At 47.4% G+C, this 18,527-nt stretch carries 20 protein-coding genes; all 20 read left to right on the forward strand.

Going from position 1 to position 18,527, the window contains the following annotated elements; all coding sequences use genetic code 11:
* Positions 1 to 12 precede the first annotated feature (12 nt).
* The 20 genes from E2R66_RS13185 (at position 13) to E2R66_RS13280 (ending at position 18,490) form a co-directional block, all read left to right on the forward strand.
* A complete protein-coding gene (locus tag E2R66_RS13185; RefSeq protein WP_133231638.1) occupies positions 13 to 639 on the forward strand; it encodes a ParA family protein in 627 nt (208 codons plus the stop codon).
* Positions 627 to 977 (forward strand): hypothetical protein, encoded by a 351-nt coding sequence (locus E2R66_RS13190; protein WP_133231636.1) that lies wholly within the window; start codon positions 627 to 629, stop codon positions 975 to 977. Before E2R66_RS13185 ends, E2R66_RS13190 begins: the two co-directional genes overlap by 13 nt.
* A complete protein-coding gene (locus tag E2R66_RS13195) occupies positions 974 to 1,384 on the forward strand; it encodes a hypothetical protein (RefSeq protein ID WP_133231634.1) in 411 nt (136 codons plus the stop codon). Before E2R66_RS13190 ends, E2R66_RS13195 begins: the two co-directional genes overlap by 4 nt.
* Entirely contained in the window at positions 1,381 to 1,665 is a 285-nt protein-coding gene (locus tag E2R66_RS13200) for a hypothetical protein (protein WP_133231632.1), read from the forward strand. The genes E2R66_RS13195 and E2R66_RS13200 overlap by 4 nt, the downstream gene beginning before the upstream one ends.
* Positions 1,666 to 1,668: 3 nt before the next feature.
* On the forward strand, positions 1,669 to 1,959 hold the full coding sequence (locus tag E2R66_RS13205; protein WP_133231630.1) for a DUF4134 family protein: 291 nt from the start codon (positions 1,669 to 1,671) through the stop codon (positions 1,957 to 1,959).
* A 221-nt stretch (positions 1,960 to 2,180) separates the two neighbouring features.
* Positions 2,181 to 2,486 carry a DUF4134 domain-containing protein gene (locus E2R66_RS13210; RefSeq protein ID WP_133231628.1) on the forward strand — a complete coding sequence of 102 codons (306 nt, stop codon included), beginning with the start codon at positions 2,181 to 2,183 and terminating at the stop codon, positions 2,484 to 2,486.
* Complete coding sequence (locus E2R66_RS13215; protein ID WP_133231626.1) at positions 2,486 to 2,773, forward strand: plasmid transfer protein; 288 nt, start codon at positions 2,486 to 2,488, stop codon at positions 2,771 to 2,773. Before E2R66_RS13210 ends, E2R66_RS13215 begins: the two co-directional genes overlap by 1 nt.
* Positions 2,751 to 5,174, forward strand: coding sequence for a TraG family conjugative transposon ATPase (locus E2R66_RS13220; RefSeq protein WP_133231624.1), 2,424 nt, complete (start codon positions 2,751 to 2,753; stop codon positions 5,172 to 5,174). The genes E2R66_RS13215 and E2R66_RS13220 overlap by 23 nt, the downstream gene beginning before the upstream one ends.
* Positions 5,171 to 5,845 carry a hypothetical protein gene (locus E2R66_RS13225; RefSeq protein WP_133231622.1) on the forward strand — a complete coding sequence of 225 codons (675 nt, stop codon included), beginning with the start codon at positions 5,171 to 5,173 and terminating at the stop codon, positions 5,843 to 5,845. Before E2R66_RS13220 ends, E2R66_RS13225 begins: the two co-directional genes overlap by 4 nt.
* On the forward strand, positions 5,842 to 6,363 hold the full coding sequence (locus E2R66_RS13230) for an MT-A70 family methyltransferase (RefSeq protein WP_133231620.1): 522 nt from the start codon (positions 5,842 to 5,844) through the stop codon (positions 6,361 to 6,363). The genes E2R66_RS13225 and E2R66_RS13230 overlap by 4 nt, the downstream gene beginning before the upstream one ends.
* Positions 6,364 to 6,367: 4 nt before the next feature.
* Positions 6,368 to 7,033 (forward strand): hypothetical protein, encoded by a 666-nt coding sequence (locus E2R66_RS13235; protein WP_133231618.1) that lies wholly within the window; start codon positions 6,368 to 6,370, stop codon positions 7,031 to 7,033.
* A complete protein-coding gene (locus E2R66_RS13240) occupies positions 7,030 to 7,695 on the forward strand; it encodes a hypothetical protein (protein WP_133231616.1) in 666 nt (221 codons plus the stop codon). Before E2R66_RS13235 ends, E2R66_RS13240 begins: the two co-directional genes overlap by 4 nt.
* 48 nt (positions 7,696 to 7,743) lie before the next feature.
* Complete coding sequence (locus E2R66_RS13245) at positions 7,744 to 8,526, forward strand: hypothetical protein (protein ID WP_133231614.1); 783 nt, start codon at positions 7,744 to 7,746, stop codon at positions 8,524 to 8,526.
* Complete coding sequence (locus E2R66_RS13250; RefSeq protein ID WP_133231612.1) at positions 8,523 to 9,680, forward strand: plasmid transfer protein; 1,158 nt, start codon at positions 8,523 to 8,525, stop codon at positions 9,678 to 9,680. The genes E2R66_RS13245 and E2R66_RS13250 overlap by 4 nt, the downstream gene beginning before the upstream one ends.
* Positions 9,681 to 9,764: 84 nt before the next feature.
* Positions 9,765 to 10,379: a conjugative transposon protein TraK gene (gene traK, locus E2R66_RS13255; RefSeq protein WP_133231610.1), complete on the forward strand. Its 615-nt coding sequence runs from the start codon at positions 9,765 to 9,767 to the stop codon at positions 10,377 to 10,379.
* On the forward strand, positions 10,357 to 10,770 hold the full coding sequence (locus tag E2R66_RS13260; RefSeq protein ID WP_134737931.1) for a hypothetical protein: 414 nt from the start codon (positions 10,357 to 10,359) through the stop codon (positions 10,768 to 10,770). The genes traK and E2R66_RS13260 overlap by 23 nt, the downstream gene beginning before the upstream one ends.
* A 4-nt stretch (positions 10,771 to 10,774) precedes the next feature.
* On the forward strand, positions 10,775 to 11,968 hold the full coding sequence (locus E2R66_RS13265; protein ID WP_133231606.1) for a conjugative transposon protein TraM: 1,194 nt from the start codon (positions 10,775 to 10,777) through the stop codon (positions 11,966 to 11,968).
* A gap of 21 nt (positions 11,969 to 11,989) precedes the next feature.
* A complete protein-coding gene (locus E2R66_RS13270) occupies positions 11,990 to 12,784 on the forward strand; it encodes a DUF4138 domain-containing protein (RefSeq protein ID WP_133231604.1) in 795 nt (264 codons plus the stop codon).
* Positions 12,785 to 12,799: 15 nt separating this feature from the next.
* The gene (locus E2R66_RS13275) at positions 12,800 to 13,015 is read left to right on the forward strand and encodes a hypothetical protein (RefSeq protein ID WP_133231602.1); all 216 of its coding nucleotides are present in this window, start codon (positions 12,800 to 12,802) and stop codon (positions 13,013 to 13,015) included.
* A gap of 24 nt (positions 13,016 to 13,039) precedes the next feature.
* Complete coding sequence (locus E2R66_RS13280; RefSeq protein WP_240049317.1) at positions 13,040 to 18,490, forward strand: helicase-related protein; 5,451 nt, start codon at positions 13,040 to 13,042, stop codon at positions 18,488 to 18,490.
* Positions 18,491 to 18,527 lie beyond the last annotated feature (37 nt).

Here is an 18,527-nt window from a genome sequence, read left to right on the forward strand (position 1 = left end):
CTCAGGAAATTTATGATCTGTTTATTTGGCAACCAAAAAGGGGGCGTTGGAAAAAGTACGCTCACCGTCCTGTCAGGGAACTACCTGAGCCTGGATAAAGACTGGCCGGTCACCATTTTGGATATGGATTACCAGCAATCCATATCCCAGAAATTCGAAAAGGCAAAAGTGCTGGAAAATGAAGAGCCTTATGATGTGTTACCGGCCAACTTGGAAAGTTTCCCCATGTTGATCCCGGTGCTCACCAAAAACAATAAGGATGTAGTGCTGATCGATCTGCCGGGCAAGCTGGATGATGACGGGCTGATACCCGTTTTTGAAGCTGCAGACCTGGTGATTTGCCCCTTCTCTTATGATGAATTTACTTTTGAATCTACCGTATTGTTTACGGTGGTCTTAAAAAAGGTAAATCCCAAAATAGATGTGATATTTATCCCGAACCGCATTAAAGCCAATGTCAAATTTGAGATCATGACCGAGGTGAATGAACAGCTATCCAAATTTGGCAGGATCACCGCCGCGATACCTGACCGGATTGACTTTCAGCGGATCACTACGTTTCAGACGCCCGTATCACTTTATGGCATCATTACCCCGGTTTTTGACCAAATATTTGCCGACCGCTTATGGAAAAAATGAAATCTTTAGCAGACCAACTCCGCGAAAAAATGGCAAAGCCGGAAGTGAAGCCTGCGGGCGGGCAGGAAGCGGCCCTCGTTAAAAAACCCAGGGACAAGGAGGGTACTACAAATGATCCGCCCATCTTGCGGGCCCTGGCCGAATATGAAAACGGCGACCATAAAACTATGGTGCATTTCCGGTTTGACAAACAGACAGTTGATTTCCTGAACCAGTTTAAGATCGTTACAGGCATAGACGCGACCAAGTTTGTCGCTTTTTCGGTCAAGCATTTTATTAAGGAACACCCCGAACTCAAAACCATCATCAAAAAATTCATTCAAAACTCAAGCTTATGAACCGCATTAAATTTGTTCTCGGCCTGCTTTGCACTTATGCAGCCTACTACACCGTGCTCATCCTTTGCGACCGTCGATGCCAACGTTGTGCATCGGAAAAAATCAATGAACAAAACGTAACGCTAGCGCCGCAACCCCGAATTGCGGCTGAAGGCAAAAAGACAACAAATTCAATACTGGTACATGATACAGTACTACGGTCATTGTTCGCTTATGATAACAGTGATCATAAAAACGTTGTGCATGTTCGCTTTGATGCGCAGATGGTTGATCTGCTGGCTAAATTCAAAATGGCGACGGGCGTTGACATGACCAAATTCGTTGCCTTTGCGGTTAAATACCTTTTTGAGACCAACCCGGAACTCAAAACCATCATTAAACAATATTTACAAAACACAGAATTATGACCTGGATAAAATTTACCCTATGGCTGCTTGGTATCTATAGCATTTACTACGCGGCTCTGTTAACCTGGGATTTCTTCCGCGGCAAACGCGGTATTACCACAAACGGCCAGCATGAATTGACCTTTGTAGAGCATATTGAGCCGGTACATTCCCATGCCGACCTGGTTGACCACCATGACCAGGGTTCATCGGTCGTTCATTCGGGCGGTGTTCGCCTGAAAGAACTTTTTAACCTCTGCCGCGAAGAATCGGTGGAGTACATCAAAGCCGTTAGTTTTTAAAACATGAAGTATTTACTGACCGTTGCCGCTTGCATCATAGCGGCAATCGCATCTGCACAACCGGGGATCAGTGAAATGCAGCAGGCCCAGCATGACCTTTCTTCCACATTCTTTTCGGCATTTGACTGCTGCATGGTGCTGGCCTTTATTTTCGGCGCATTTGGCGGTTTACGAATTTACCATAACTGGCAAATGGGTAAGGATCGCATGGACGCCGCTGTTGCCGCATGGTTTTTCGCTGCTTTTTTCATGATCCTTTCGGGTCCGTTTCTAAGGGCATTATTCGGTATCTGAATGCCTGTTAACCCCTTTTGCTTCCTTCCCTGGAAGTACTAAAAGATACCTGTCTTACCATCTTCTTATTAATGTGCCGCCTTTCGGCGCATTTACAATCGCTAATTCCCATTGGGTGAATTAAACGGGACGTTGTTCGTGATCTGAACGCCCCGCAACCATAACAGCCGCCTCCCGGCCGGCTTTAAAAGATCTCCGCGTTTATTTTTTTCTCCAAATTAATGTTTACAAAAACAAAAAAGTTATGGGCTTCAGCTTTGCTGCTGGCCCTGTCTGTACCGGTATTCGCCCAAAATGGCGTTAACGGCCTGACCACAGCAACCTCGACCCTGAAAACTTATGTTGACCCGGTAACCAATATCACTTTGGTGATCGGCGGCATCGTGGGTATTGTTGGTGCCATCCGTGTCTATTCAAAATGGAACAGTGGTGACCAGGATATCAACAAGGAATTAATGGGTTGGGGTGGATCATGTGTCTTTCTCGTTGTTTCCGCGTTGGTGATCAAAGCTTTCTTCGGCTTATAATGGCCAGGAAGTATCCTGTTTATAAGGGGCTGCAAAGGCCCCTTATATTCAAAGGGTTTAAAGGCAAATTCATTTACTGGGGAATTGCCTCCCTTCTGGCCGGACTTGTCTTTGGCGCTTTAACCATCTCCCTGGTCAATATGTGGCTCGGTGCAATGATACTTATCGGCTTTACCGTTGGCGGTCTTCTCTTCACCGCAGGAAAGCAAAAGGGCGGCCTGCATTCCAAAAGCCGCACCACCAACATTTACATCCTTAATCAATATGGCCGTAAAAACTTTGTTTAACATCCCTTATGCGGGGGTGGATAAAGGAGATGATTTTGATCTGCTCATCGGCAACAATGGCGAATACTCGGTGGTCATAAAAATGGTCAATCCCGTTATCCGTTATGCTGCCTACCCGGCAGGTTATGATGAGTTCCACCACCTCCTGATCAATGTCGTTAAAATATTGGGCGACGGTTATCTCCTGCAAAAGCAGGATGTGATCAGCCGAACACCCTACAAGAGCCCCCCAGCCGGAGAATACCTGCAAAAGCAGTACAACGCCCACTTTAACGGCCGGGAATGCCTGCAGGTCAATACTTATTTAACGATAACGCGCCAGGTGAAAAAGGGCGCGTTTTATGTTTATGACGCCCGCATCCTGCGGGATTTCAAACAGGCCGTTGGCAAGGTGCTCGATATCCTGCCCGCGCCGAAAGTACTTCGTGAGGGAGAGCTGAACCAATTGGTTCTGCAAATGCTCAGCATGGATTTTGGCCGTTCTAATATCGTGCTGAACAACCTTGCACCGTCTGATACGGAGATCAGGATCGGTGAGAAAGCGGTACGTAGTATCAGCCTGGTCAATATTGACAGCATCGATCTGCCGCCAGATGTTGGTGCTTATATCGAGCTGAATGAAAAGGAAAGCATGCGCGGGTTCCCGGTGGATTTTCTCTCTTTTCTTTTTAAGGTTCCCGGTGTCGATGTGATTGTATTTAACCAGCTCATTGAAATTCCCGGCCAGGTAGCGACCCTGCGCAAGCTGGAACAAAAAAAGAAGCGGCATGCCGGTATTCCCGACCCCGCGAACCAGTTATGTGTGGAGGATATCGATCAGCTCTTAAATGATGTTGCCCGTGAAAACCAGATGCTGGTCACCTGTCATTTTAATATTTTGGTGGCAGCCCCAATCGCATCAATTCAGAAAGCGGTCAATTTTATTGAAAGCTCCCTGTTTCAACTGGGAATTATCCCCAGCCGGAACGCCTATAACCAGCTGGAACTTTATCGCTCCGCCTTGCCGGGCAACGGCGTGGAACTGAAGGATTACGATTGGTTTTTGACCACCTGTGACGCCGCCGTGTGCTTTTTCTTTAAAGAGTCACTGCCTAAAGATGAGCCATCCGATTTCCTGCTCAGGTTTACCGACCGTCAGGGCATCCCTGTTGGCATCGACCCGGCTGATCTTCCCATGCGTACTGGCAGGATCAATAACCGTAATAAGTTCGTTTTAGGGCCGAGCGGTTCGGGTAAAAGCTTTTTTATGAACGCCCTGATCGAGCAGTATATGCTCTATAATATGGATATGGTGATCGTTGATACCGGCCATTCATATTCAGGCTTGTGTTCCTACTACCGGGGTAAATACATCACTTACACGGACAAAGACCCTATCACCATGAACCCTTTCCGCATCACGGAAATGGAATACAATATAGAAAAAAAGGATTTTCTCTGTACGCTGATCGGTGTAACCTGGAAAGGTGCCGAAGGTTCCTTTAGTCCTTTGGAGCGCGATGTTGTCGCCAATGTGATCTCGGCTTATTACAGCCAATTCTTTGCAGATGGCGGTGAATTAAACTTTAACACCTTTTACGAGTTCGCCCTGGAAAAAATACCGGAGATCAAATCGGAAGAGAAGATCGTCTTTGATTTTGATGAGTTCCGGTATGTACTTAAAAAGTTTTACAAAGGCGGTGAATTTGCCAGGATACTGAACGAGGATACCGATAAATCACTGTTCACCGAGCGCTTCATAGTCTATGAAATTGATTCCATAAAGGAGAATAAAACTTTGTTCCCGCTCGTGACGCTCACGATCATGGATGTATTCATCCAGAAGATGCGCTACCGTTCGGATAGGCGAAAGGCCCTGGTAGTGGAGGAAGCGTGGAAGGCCATTGCCAGCCCACTGATGGCGGGTTACCTGCTTTATTTATACAAGACCGTCCGGAAGTTTTGGGGCGAGGCCATCGTGGTTACCCAGGAGCTGGGCGATATTTTGGGGAATGCTGTGGTGAAGGATAGTATCGTCAATAACTCGGATACCATTTGCCTGCTGGACCAAACCAAGTTCAAGGATAATTATAACGAGATCGCCGCCCTTCTATCCATCAATGAAACGGAACGCCGGAAGATATTTACCATCAATCAGCTGGATAACACGGCGAATCGTGGCCGTTTTAAAGAAGTGTATATCCGGCGCGGGGCGGTCGGCGAGGTTTATGGCGTGGAAGTATCGCTTCAGCAGTATTTAACCTATACAACCGAAAAACCGGAAAAAACAGCGGTCGAAAGTTATACCAGCCGCTATGGCTCTTACCCTGAAGGCCTTGAAGCCTTTGTACGGGATTTTAAAGAAAGCGGCAAATCCTTGCCTGCCTTCATTTCACAAGTTAATCAAAAACAGGTTGCATGAAATCACAAATCTTTAAATGGCCGCTGATCGTCTTATTGGTCACGGCTCTGAACAGCGCCTTTGCGCAGGAGTTGGTGGTAGACCCCGCGGTTTCTGCCGCGATTGCCGTAAATGCCGGGGTGATCAACGGCCAGCTCAATACGACCAATAATAAGTTGGACCTGATCCAAAAAGGCCAGTTAGCCGTGAGCAGCCAGCTGGTCATTGTAAACAATCTGCAAAACAAGATCTATCAAGGTTTAAGCCAGGTCGCATCCGTCATCAATAACCTGGCGACCATAAAGGATATCGCGGATTGCGGGTCTGATATCATCAACGATGTGGAGGCCTCCGTCAACTTAGCCAAGTCAGACCCGGTTTTGCTGCTGTTCGCAGAACAGGGGGCCAGGGATTTTGAAACACGCTCGGTCAGGCTCGCCGCCGATGTCAGCGCTTTTGTGCTCAAGGGGGGTAATAACCTCATGGATTCCGGCGAACGCGGCAAACTGCTTAACCATATCGCCAATGAAATGCGCATCCTTCGCGGTATCGCCTACGGGATGAACCGCTCCATGTACTGGGCAAAGATCAACGGCATATTTCGTTCGCTCAATCCCTGGGCGGAATGGCAGAACCAAGATGTAAGGATCGCCAATGATGTGCTCACCAATGCCAAATACCTGAAACAATGAGAACCGAAGTATTCATGGTCTGTCCGCCATGGGATCATTATAGGGCCTATAAAAGATCAGCGATGTGGCTGATGGATAATATCCCGCGAAAAATGATGAACGCCAAGGTTGCCTTTGCCTTCATCGCGGACTGCCTGTTTAATATGTCAGCGCCTGAACACGTCGTTTTTATTTGGGTACCTAACAAATTTACGGAAGAGTGCAGGGACTATATGAAGCGACTGGATTACCAGTATCATCAATATTATGTCTGGTTACGGCCGAAATGGAAATTGGGGACCACCAAACAGGTGGCCGAATACCTGATGGTATATTATAAAGGTAAAGAGCCGCCAAAAATTGAATTCGCAGACGCCTTTGCCCAACCATTTACCGGGAAGGTCAAAAGCAGGGATCAAAAACCGGACGAAGCCTACGCCATGATCGAGGCCCGGTTCCCATATGCCGATAAACTTCAGGTCTATGGTTTCACCCGCCGGCACGGCTGGGATGTATGCCATCGCAACCTTAAAAAATAATTTTATGAAAATACTATTCTTGACCCTGGCAGTTTCGGTTATGTTCACCGGGAGATTGCTGGCCCAGCAAAGTATTTTGGATATCCCGGCTCTCCATCAACTGGTGGATGAATCGGAATCCGAAAACAAGCTGCAGGTAAAGGCAAAAAACCAACAGGCACTGGCAACCGCTAACGAGCAGGCTAATCTCACGCTTCTTGAAAAGATGAAAGCGATGTACCGGACTTTGCAGCAACGCTATAACACCCTTGGAACGGCAATTGACCTGGCCGATATCGGGATATATGCGACCCCGATGGTGAGCAGGATCGTCAGTAACCAAACCCAGATCGTACAGCTGGTACAAAAGAACCCGGCCCTGATCGCCATCGGCTACCAGTCCGCGCTTCAATTTGCATCGCAGGCCAAAAGTCTGGTGGCCTATGTTACCGGCCTCTCTCTATCACTTGGCGATGTCAACCAAATGAAATCATCCGACCGGAAAATACTTTTTGATTACGTCATTTCTGAACTCAGCAAGATCCAGGACTTATCGGGCAACATGCTGAGCATTATGCAGTACTCCAGCCTGGCTTCACTCTTACGGGCGGCAAACCCGTTCCAGAATTTTATTGATGCCGATAAGTCTATCGGCAGGGATATTATCCAAAACGCTAAATACTTAAAATGAAATTCCTGATCATTATAATTTTGCTGATTGCTGGCTTTGGGGTTGCCAGCGCGCAGGAATATGTCATCGATTACCAGCACCTCGTTGTGGTAACTGAAAACGCTGCCGTCCGAAGCAGCGCTGAGGTAACCCACGACCAATATCTCGGCAAGATCAACAACAACATCAATAACCTGAACACCAATGTAGGTTCGGTGGTACTGGCACAAACCATGATCTACGAGGGGCTTTCCAACGTTAACTCCGCCTTAAAAGGTGGGCTTGCCGTAAAGAACATGGCGGTGATCATTGCTGATATGACCGGTTACATCAGGCAGGCGCTGGATATGGCTAAAAGTGAACCTTACTTGCTTGTTTTTGCCGAAAACATATCCGCTGAAATGCAAAAAAGATCGCTTGCCCTTGTTACCGATGTTTCTGGTTATATTCTGAAAGAAGGGGATAATGTACTGGCTGATTACAATTCCCGCGACCAGCTTTTACGCAAGGTGGTCACCCAACTGCAAATACTGGACGGCTTAGCCTATGGTGCCTGGAAAGCTATGTATTGGGCGAAGGAACGCGGTGTGATCGCATCCCTGAATCCTTTTGCTACCTATATCAGCCAGGACAGCCGCATTGTCAGCCAGGTCATTCAAAACGCTAAATATTTACGCCAATGAGAATCATTGGCCAAACCATGATGACCGCTTACAATTAAATTCTTAATCATGAAAAAATTCTTAATTCCACTGCCATTTATATGGCTAGCGCTGATCCATCATTGTTTTGGCCAGGCCTTAGCACAGGATCAAAGTGTTCGCTACCAGCAGGAACGTATGGTTTACCTGCAATGGGATCAAAATAAGTTTACCCCAAAAGCCGGTTTCTTGAGCTTAAATCCCTATTACTGGCTTACCTGGGGACTGTTTCATCCCAATTATTATAAGACCGACCTGCGGCCGCTCAGCGCGACCGGCCCGCAAACGCAGCGACTGGCTTTGGTCGCGGGGATGAACACCACGGATAACAAATACAAGCTACAATCAGATACGGTACGCAACACGGCCTTATCAGAGATCGCCAATCAATCCGGTTTGATCTCCGATGCTGACCCTTTATGGCAGCTTTATTACAGTAACGAACTAAAACCCGTGCTGAATAATTCAGCCGCAACCATCCTGGCCGGGCTTTCGCCGCAGGTTAGCGCCAAACTGGTTTCCGAGGGTCTGTACAACTGGTATAAGAACGAACTGGATATGCTAAAAGAACGGGTTCAGGCCGCCCATACAACCACCATGGATCGCGGCGCGCGGATCATGGCCTACCACCGCTACCTGATGGAATACCGCAGGCTGGCCGGGGTTTGGGCAATACGAACCTCATCGGCGCAAGCCGCCTTAAATATGACCGCTCAACAGCAAAGGTTGCAAAGCAACCAGGTTTCGGTCAGCAGCTGGACGCCGCAAACGGACATCCGGATCGCTAACCAAGTTTTACAGCACCTGCAATGAAAAAGAAAATAACCCTATTGATATTGCTGTTTTTCAGTGTTACAGCTATATATGCCCAAACAGCCACGAATATGGATAATACCAAGACCTTGCAATTTTTGCAGGGCGACGGTGTTTACGAAGCCGGCGTAATGGTATTCTTAAAGGGATTGAAAGATTCCGTATGGACGCATTTTGACCTGTTTATTACCGATGCCAAGGCGTTGGCCGCAATCTTTATGATCATATTTTTCGCTATTAAATCCTACGAAATGATGGTCGGTGATAAACAACTGGAGGTCATGCCCTTGTTAAGACCTTTCGGTTTGGCGATGATCATATTATGGTGGGGCGTGTTCGTCAAAATGATCGCTTTTCCCACGGATATCATTACTAACCAAACAGAGCAAATGTTTGACAGCGAACAAGCAACGGTAGACAACCTCCGCCTAAACCGTTCCAGTTTGATGCTGGCAGTAGCCAATTCCCTTTACACTTACCAGGCACAAACTGAAGTTGCCGAAAAGGAAAGCGATACCTGGTACGGCCAGGCCTGGGATTCGGTCACCAGTACGGTAAAGCAGGGTATTTCCACAGTGGTGGCCCCTTTGCTGGAATTGAAGAACCGGCTGACGGTTAGTTTGCAATTGTTGTTCACCCAACTGTTGGAGTTGTTAGGGATTTGGATACTGAGGCTGGCGGTTTACATCATTTTTATGATCCAGATCATTTATTCTACCATACTCATCATTCTCGGCCCGTTTGCCGTTGCTGTCAGTATCCTGCCGGCATTCCGGGATAGCTTCAGCACCTGGATAGCCCGCTTTGTTTCGGTAAACCTGTACAGCGGCATTGCTTACCTGATCATGTACCTCTGCGGGCTGATGCAGGAATATGCACTGACTTCCGAGATAAGCAAATACAAGGAGCTCGTAGGCGAGAACGGGCTGAGCGCCAACTTGGAGAAAATGGCCTGGTTCGCCGGTAACGGTATTCTTTCCTTCGGCACCGTCATCATCGTTTTCCTGATCGGGGCAATCTGTATGTTCACCGTGCCCAGCATATCTACCTGGATCATTTCCACTTCAGGTATCAGCTCGGCGACCTCTACTTTTGGCCGGAGCGCCGGCACAGTGGCCAGTATGGCAAGGAAAGCTACTGGCAGCTTCTTTTAATTTTCTTTACTTCTTTCTTTCTCCTTTTTGATTTCAGGGCTGACCCAAGTATGGGCCAGCCCTTTTTATTAAAACTAAATTCTTATGATCATTAAAAATATTGAGGCGAAGGTCCGGCTGGCAACTTTTGTGGCGCTGGGTAGCCTGTTCACTTCCTTGCTTATCGTAGGGATGAATTGCTTATATGCCTACAAGCTGGTATCCAACGCGCAGAAAAGCATATATATCCTGGATAATAACATCCCCATACAGGCAAAACAAACCGATGTGCAGATGAACCGGCCAGCTGAATATAAAGCCGATGTTGAACTGTTCCACTCCTTATTTTTTTCGTTAACGCCCGACGATAATTACATGGAATACCAAATGAAAAAGGCTATGTACCTCGTTGACGAATCGGGTATGCAGCAATACAATAATCTTAAAGAGAATGGTTTTTTCAACTCCATTCTTTCATCCAGTTCGGTGTTGACGCTGCAAACCGATTCCATTTCGCTGGATGTGCCTAAACATTATTTCCGGTATTACGGCAAGCTGAAGATCGACCGGCGCAGCTCTACCGTGATCCGCTCACTGATCACCGAGGGTTACCTGAAGGACATACCGCGAAGTGACAATAACCCGCACGGCGCGCTCATTACCAACTGGAAAACCCTCGAAAATAAAGACCTCAAAGATGTGGAGAAAAATACATTCTAACCGCGATCCCAGGGATACGCTGTATAGTGAGGTGCGCAAAGAGTTCGGGGCATATTTTACCGTGGCCGGAAATTCGGTTGGCAGTCTGGTCAGATCCTACCCAAGGTTTTTTTTCGGGTGTATGGTTTTACTGATGGCCATTTCAATGGTATTATCATTTACTGTTTTTCATCATCCTGATAAAGCCAAAGTTACCACCGTCAGGAACCAAAATCCAGTTTCCAAAGGTTTTAACCAAATCCTTGAGGCTACCGGAAACATCCGGGAAACCCTGCACCTCAAAAACTTAGTTGATAGTCTGTCGGCCAAAAAACAATTGAGCGGCACGGACAGCCTCTTATTGGATAGCGCGCTGGAGCGCCTTTCCAGGATTCACCAAACACTCAAATAAATTTATGAAAATTGATTTCAAACAGCCCAAATACGTGCTGCCGGTCATTTTGCTACCTTTTTTGTGCCTGTTCTTTTATGTCTGGCAAAGCGGTTTTTCCAAACCCAAACAGGCTGTAGCGGTAAATGATGGGCTGAAAGGCACTGTGGGTCAGGTTTCAGCGGATGTCCGCAAGAAGGAACTGGCCGATAAACTGGATGCTTACCGCAATGCCTACAAAGAGGCTGACGGCCTCACGGCGGTGAACAAAATACCCGGTGATAGTTCGGTAACCCAGCTTTACCATAACAACTATTCGGACTTGCAAAAAAGAAAGCTGGATTCCATTCAGCACGAGATGCAGCTAAAGTTTGGCTCGGGTAAGCGCAGGGTTTCGGATGGTTTAGGCCATGACCGCCAGGTTGCTCAGGCCGTAGAGGAAATGAGCCGCCGCCAGGGGAATGTCTCGCGGCCTCCCTTGAAAACGCCAGCCGAAAAAGACCCCATGGAGGTTTTTAAACAACAGATGGCCATCATGGACAGCATTAACAAGGCGAATGACCCGGCCTACAAGGAAGAACTGCGAAAGAAACAACTGGCAGAAAAGGCAGCCCGCCTGAAAGAAAGTGAAGTAAAACTAACGGTCGAAAAGGCTGATGCGGTTTCCAGCGATTTTAATACGGTAATGCCTGAGAAAAAGGCGGCGTTTATCAGCGCGGTGATCGATGAAAATATCACCGGTTATGCAGGTTCCCGTCTCCGGATCAAATTACTGGAAGATATTAAGGCCGGCCGTCACCTTGTAAGAAAAGGCACTTACCTTTTTGCGCGTATCTCCGGTTTTTCGGAGCAGAGGGTTACCCTCACTGTAACTTCCATTTTATATGATGGCCAGATCCTTCCAGTAAAACTCGATATCTACGATATGGACGGAATGCCCGGCCTGTATGTGCCTTCATCCGCATTTCGCGATTTTACCAAGGAACTGGGAAACAACTCTATCCAGGGGGTGACCATTGATGGCAGCTCCGGCAATAACCAGTTCATCATGAGTTCCCTGGACAAAATGTTTCAATCCACCTCATCTGCCATCGCAGGGCTGATCCGGAAGAATAAGGCAAAGCTAAAATATAACTCTTACCTCTATTTGATCGACACCGATGCCTTGCAAAATGAGCAAAAAAGCGACAGCCTTCAGGGCAGCGATAACAAACAATAAACTCTAAAAAAATCCAATTACATGAAAAAGTTATTATTCCTATTGTCGGTGCTGATCGCGCCAGCCTTATACGCGCAGGATAAATTACCGGTGGTTTACCTGCCGGAAAGCCTGACCATTCATTTCATTTCCCCGGAACCCATCCAATACGTGGATATTTCTACCAAAGAGGTGATCGGTGACATCCCGCTTAAGAATGTGCTCCGGCTGAAATTAAGGGATTCTCTCAAAACTTTTCCGGGTGCTGTGGTAACAATTGCCGGTGAAAAATTCATAGCGCAATATCGGCTGCTGCCTGGATACCCAGGCGTTCCTACTGAGGTAAACATCATGCAGGTGGAAACGAAACCGCTTGATATTTCGGGTATCGGCCTTTCGCAAAACCAGTTAAGGGCGCTATCACTGAACCTGGTAGCCAAACGCCCTGATAAACGCATCGAAACCGCAAAGGCCTTTGATATTAAAGGACGTTTAAACCATGTTTACACGCTTGGCGATTATATCTTTCTGGATATTTCCTATCAGAATAAAACCAACCTGAAATATGACATCGCCGATATACGGTTTAAGGTGGACGATAAAAAGGTAACCAAGGCGGCAAATAACCAATCCGTGGAAGTTAAGCCGGAATTCGTGCTGTTTGACCAGTCCTCATTTTCAAAAAGCTACCGGAACATTTTTGTCTTTAGAAAAATGACCTTTCCCGGCAATAAGGTGTTCCATGCCGAGCTCAGCGAAAAGCAGTTGTCCGGCCGTATCCTGACCCTCTCCATCACTTACCAGGATCTGCTGGATGCAGATACACTGACCAATTAACGCAACACATTTTTTATGACAGATTCCACAGCTTACGATTATGTCAAGCTCGTGCTGGAAGAGGAATTTTTAAAGGTCTACCTGCGTTTCTCCAACCATGGAATTCTCCATTATGAGCTTACTAATATCCTCGAAATATGCGCCCCGCTTGTAAAGGGGCTGGACGAGGACGACCGCTTTCTCAGATATGAAGTGATCGGAACTATAGCAGATTATTTACAGGAGGTGTAAATGGCATTTAACCCGCAAAGGAAGATGGCAGATAACATTTCGGCTATCCGCATTGCGCTGGACTTTAACGGCCAGCCGCTGTCTCCCGCCGACCTGAAAACGCTAAAAAAATACGCCGGTTTCGGAGGCCTCAAAGCAGTCTTGTTGCCCCCTGGCGAAATCGATGAATGGGACAAATTTGGGGCTTCAATGGCTGATAAAAAGCTTTACCCTCAGGTTATGGAACTGCATAGTCTGCTAAAGGATAAACTGGCCCCGGCAGCCTATAAAGCTGCGGTTGATTCTCTGAAAAGCAGTTCTTCCACGGCTTATTATACCCCTGATTTTATTCCGGCCGCAATTTATTCGGCAATGTTTGAAAGCGGCATTATCCCAAGACGGCTATATGAACCAAGTGCCGGCGCGGGTATATTCATCGAAGAAGCAATAAAGGTTTTTGGTGAGCTGGAACAGGTGAAGGCGGTAGAAAAGGATATTCTGACCGGCAAGGTGCTCACCGCGCTTTGTTCGGTTCACCCGGTACCGGTAGAGGTACAGGTAAAAAAACTGGAGGAAACTTCTTCTGCTGAAAAGGGCCAGTCTGATGTGGTCATCAGCAATATCCCCTTTGGTAAAATCGCCGTGCATGACCCGGCATACAATAAAAGCGGGATCTCATCCAAAGTTCATACTTATTTCTTTGCTAAAGGGCTGGATAAAATAAAGGACGGAGGGATTTTGGCTTACATCGTTACCGAGGCATTTCTGAACAATCCCTCCAACGCTACCGCCCGTAAATATTTATTTACCTCGGCCGACCTGCTTTCCGTTTCGGTATTACCGGCGAACCTGATGCGGGATAATGCCAATGTGGAAGTGGGCATGCACCTGCTATTGGTTCAGAAAAACGATACGAAGGAAACCTTATCCATAGCCGAAAGCCAGTTGATCGATACCGTGGAACGGCAGAACGCCGCAGGTAAGTATTACCTGAATGCTTGGCTGGCTGATAAAAATGAACTGGTCTACGCCGATGAGATCATCGAAGGAACCAATGCCAGGGGAAAGGCCTCACGGGTGGCCTGGCAAAACGGGAACGTTGAAGATATCGGGCCATTACTAAAGGAACAGCTAAAATCCGGGCTGGCCAACCTTGACCGGGCCAAATGGGAAGCGATCTCCTTTACAAAAAAGGAGGCCCAGCTCAAGCAGTTCACCTATTTGCCGGTACCCGAACCTGAAAAAAAGGATGAAAAACCTTCCGCTGGTTTCGGGCAACTGGGGCTTTTTGATGCGCCGTTGCAGGCTGACCAGGATAATAAAACCCTTCCTTATTTGGACGATCTCGACCGGCAGTTTATCAATGCAGATACCGTAAGGCTGATCAGCACCATCCGCACCACCAACAAGCCGGCTCATGACAGTATTGTTTTGCTGACGGCCCGTGCAAAAGCAAATAACAAATACCTCTATAAGCTTTATAGTAACCTTTCTGAAATTTCGTTTCCGGGCAAATGGATGACCAGCCTAACCCTTGGGCAAGAGCTGGATGCGCTCTCGGTTAAGCTTAAATCTTTTGGGCACGATTACCGCTATGAGGGGGATGCGTCATTGGAGCCGGCATTTAAGCTAATGCCCGACCGGCCAAAAGCATTTACCGCGCTGAAACCTTTTTATGAAAAGGACACACTGGTCATTTTCGGGGGAAAGGTTGGCCTGATCGGTGAGCCGGTGAAATCAGAGGCTTCCTTTGAGGCTTTTGACCCTCAGCCGGAACTGCATTTTTACGAGGATTATATTACGCTGCGCGATATTTACCTGGAACTTTCAGCTTATGAAAATGAGCATACCATCCAGCACCCGGAACTGCGGAAGTCGTTAAACCATTATTACGAGTCCTTTTTGGGCAAGTACGGGGAGCTGAATAAAAACAGTAACCGCAACCGTATCCTCAATGATCCTGCTTTAGGGTTTAAGATCATATCCTCGCTCGAAATCAAGGAACAGGATAAGTTCGTCCGGTCGGATATATTTCACGGCCCGCTTTTTCAGCAAAAGGAAATGCTGAAAACGGATGACCCAGCCGAAGCGCTGGCCAGGTGTCTAAATGATACCGGGCGCGTGGATCTCGGCATTATTTCGCAGGTTACCGGTTTAACTGAGGATGAGGTGATCCTGCAACTCGAAAAGCAGGTCTTACAAAACCCGCAAACACAGGCATGGGAAACCACTGACAATTACCTTTCGGGGAATGTTGTCGAAAAGTTGAACATCGCGGAAAAACTGGCCGAAGAGCAGCCTCAAAATTTGCAGATCGCACGGAGCCTGGCTGCGATTCGCCGTGTCCAGCCCGAAAGGATTCCATTTGAAAGACTGGATTTTAATCTTGGTGAACGCTGGGTGCCGGTCGCCTATTATGAGCGGTTCGCCACTGACCTTTTTAAGCTCGATACAAAAGTTACTTACCTGCCATCGGTGGATGATTACCGGATCTCCTATGGTAAAAAGGGAAATACCATTACCAACGAGGAATTTTCGGTAAGCCCGAAAGAAAGCCCAAAGGTTACAGGTCGTACCTTACTGGAGTATGCGCTGCTCAATACCAGCCCGCATTTTACCTACCATCTTACCCAGTATGGCGAGGAAGTAAGGGTGCCTGACACGGAGGCGATTCAAAACGCGCACCGTAAGATCGATAATATTAGGGCCCGCTACTTGCTGTGGTTGCTGGAACTGCCGAACGAAGACAAGCAGTTTTTAGAAAAACTTTATAACGATACCTATAACTGTTATGCGCTCCGTGAATATGACGGCAGCCACCTGACCTTTCCGGGGCTTGACCTGCAAGCGCTAAAAATTCCCTCGCTCTTCAGTTCGCAAACAAACGCCGCCTGGCGGCTGATACAAAACAACGGTGGGCTGATCGACCATGAAGTGGGTTTAGGCAAAACGCTGACCATGATCATTTCAGCCATGGAAATGAAACGGCTGAGCATTGTTCATAAACCTATGATCCTCGCGCTCAAAGCGAATGTGCAGCAGATCACCGATACCTTCAGGCTGGCTTATCCCAAGGCAAAATTGCTCGCGCCGGGCGAAAATGATTTTGAACCGGCGAAGCGCAAGCGGATATTTCATGAGATACAGAATAATAATTGGGATTGTATAATCCTAACGCATGACCAGTTTGGCAAAATACCGCAAGACCCCGAGATACAACGGCAGATACTCTCATTGGAACTGGATAACACCGAATTAGACATGCAATCGGTGCAGAATGCCGGCGAGGAAATCTCAAAAGAGATGCTGAAGGGTTTGGAGATCAGGAAGGAAAACCTGGAAGCCAAGCTGAAAGATGTGATGGACAGGATCGCCCAGCGCAAGGACAGCGGTATCACTTTCCGGGATATGAATATCGATCATTTGTTCATCGATGAATCCCACAAGTTCAAAAACTTGACGTTCACAACCCGTCACACGAAAGTTGCAGGTTTGGGGAACTTGGCAGGTAGCCAAAAGGCGCTCAATATGTTGTTTGCCATCCGCACCTTGCAGGACAAGATGGATAGTGACCTATGCGCCACCTTTCTTTCGGGTACGCCAATCTCCAACAGCCTCACCGAGATGTACCTGATCTTTAAGTACCTCCGTCCGAAGGAACTGGAAAGGCAGTGTATTTCCAATTTCGATGCCTGGGCAGCGGTGTACGCCCGTAAAACAGTTGATTTTGAGTTTACCGTAACCAACGAGATCAGGGCTAAGGAAAGGTTCCGCCATTTTATCAAGGTACCGGAGCTGGCGCTCTTTTACAACCAGATTACCGATTACAAAACCGCCAAGCATATCAATCTTGACAAGCCAGAAATCGATGAAACGCTGGTCAACATCAAACCTACCCCTGAACAGCAGGATTTTATCAAACGCCTCATGCAATTCGCCAAAACGGGCGATGCGACAATCATCGGACGAGCGCCGCTTACCAAGCAAGAGGATAAGGGCAGAATGCTCATTGCCACCAACTATGCCAAAAAAATGGCGGTGGATATGCGGTTGGTGAACCCTGAAAAATATGGCGACAACCTCGGTAACAAAGTGAATGTCTGTGCAAGGAATGTAGCGGAAATTTATCATGAAAGCACAACGCATAAGGGTACGCAGATCATTTTCAGCGATATCGGCACGCCGAAAACTAATGAGTTCAATGTTTACGATGCCCTAAAAGAAAAGCTGGTCAGGGATTTTAATGTCCCGGCAAACCAGATCACCTTTATTCACGATTGGGCTACCGACCGCCAGCGCAAGGAATTGTTCAAAAAAATGAATGCCGGTGAAATCAGGATACTGATCGGCAGCACCGAAAAAGCCGGTACCGGTCTGAACGTCCAGGAGCGGATCGTTGCCATGCACCACCTGGATATTCCATGGAAGCCATCGGAGTTGGAGCAGCGAAACGGCCGTGGTGCAAGGCAGGGCAACTGGCTGGCCAAAATGTTTTATGGCAATAAGGTCCGCAATTTCATTTACGCGGTGGAACAGTCATTGGATAACTACAAATTCAACCTGTTAAAGAACAAGCAAATCTTTATCAGCCAGATGAAAAACAGCGAGCTTTCGGTACGTACTTTGGACGAGGGCGCGATGGATGAGCAAAGCGGTATGAGCTTTTCAGAATACATCGCCATTTTATCCGGTGATACTTCCTTACTGGAAAAAACGCGTCTGGAAAAAAAGATAGCCGAACTGGAAGGCTATAAGGGTGCGCACTTTAAGGAAGTTTCGCGTAGCCGCTACCTCCTGGAAGATCTGGAAAAGAAAAGCCAAAGCACCCGTACTACGCTTGGTTTGGTTCACCAGGACGAAAAGGCCTATAAACATGCGTTAAAGTTTGATGAAGAGGGAACCAAATTAAACCTGATCCAGCTGAAGGATCTAACGCAGGCCGACGCGGCTGGTGTCGGTAAATACCTGATCGAAATGTACAAAAGTTGGCAGCCTACTGAGATAGGTAAATCAGAATTGCATTTGGGCCAGCTATACGGGTTCGATCTGTTTATCCGCCGAAAAGTACAGACTGTGGAGACGGAGTTTTCAAGCCGCCTGGAACAGGTTACCTCGCTTTATGCCGAAAGCCGCACGACAGGTATTAAATACCTCCAAAACGGCGGGGCACCGAATATTGATAACCCCAAGCTGGCGGCCCGTTATTTTTTGGATGCCATTCACCGGGTGGTGGGTATGGCAGAACGGTATGAAAAGGAGTTAGCCGAGATCGATACCCAAATCCCCGAAGTTCAGGAGCTCACCCAAAGGCCTTTTGAACAGGAATATGAACTGGCCTCTTTGAAAAGAGAGCGGGATTTGCTTGATCAGAAGATCAGCCAAAAAATCGCTGAAAACGAAAAGACGGCGCAGGCAGAGAAATTGTTCAAAGACGAAACCCCGAAAGTGGACGAACCTGAATTGGAAGTTGTGCCTACTGTGATCAAACGCCGCTAATTTCTTCAAGCCACCCGAAGCATCCGGTGGCTTTTTT

The organism is Mucilaginibacter psychrotolerans (assembly GCF_004519315.1).
GTDB lineage: Bacteria > Bacteroidota > Bacteroidia > Sphingobacteriales > Sphingobacteriaceae > Mucilaginibacter > Mucilaginibacter psychrotolerans.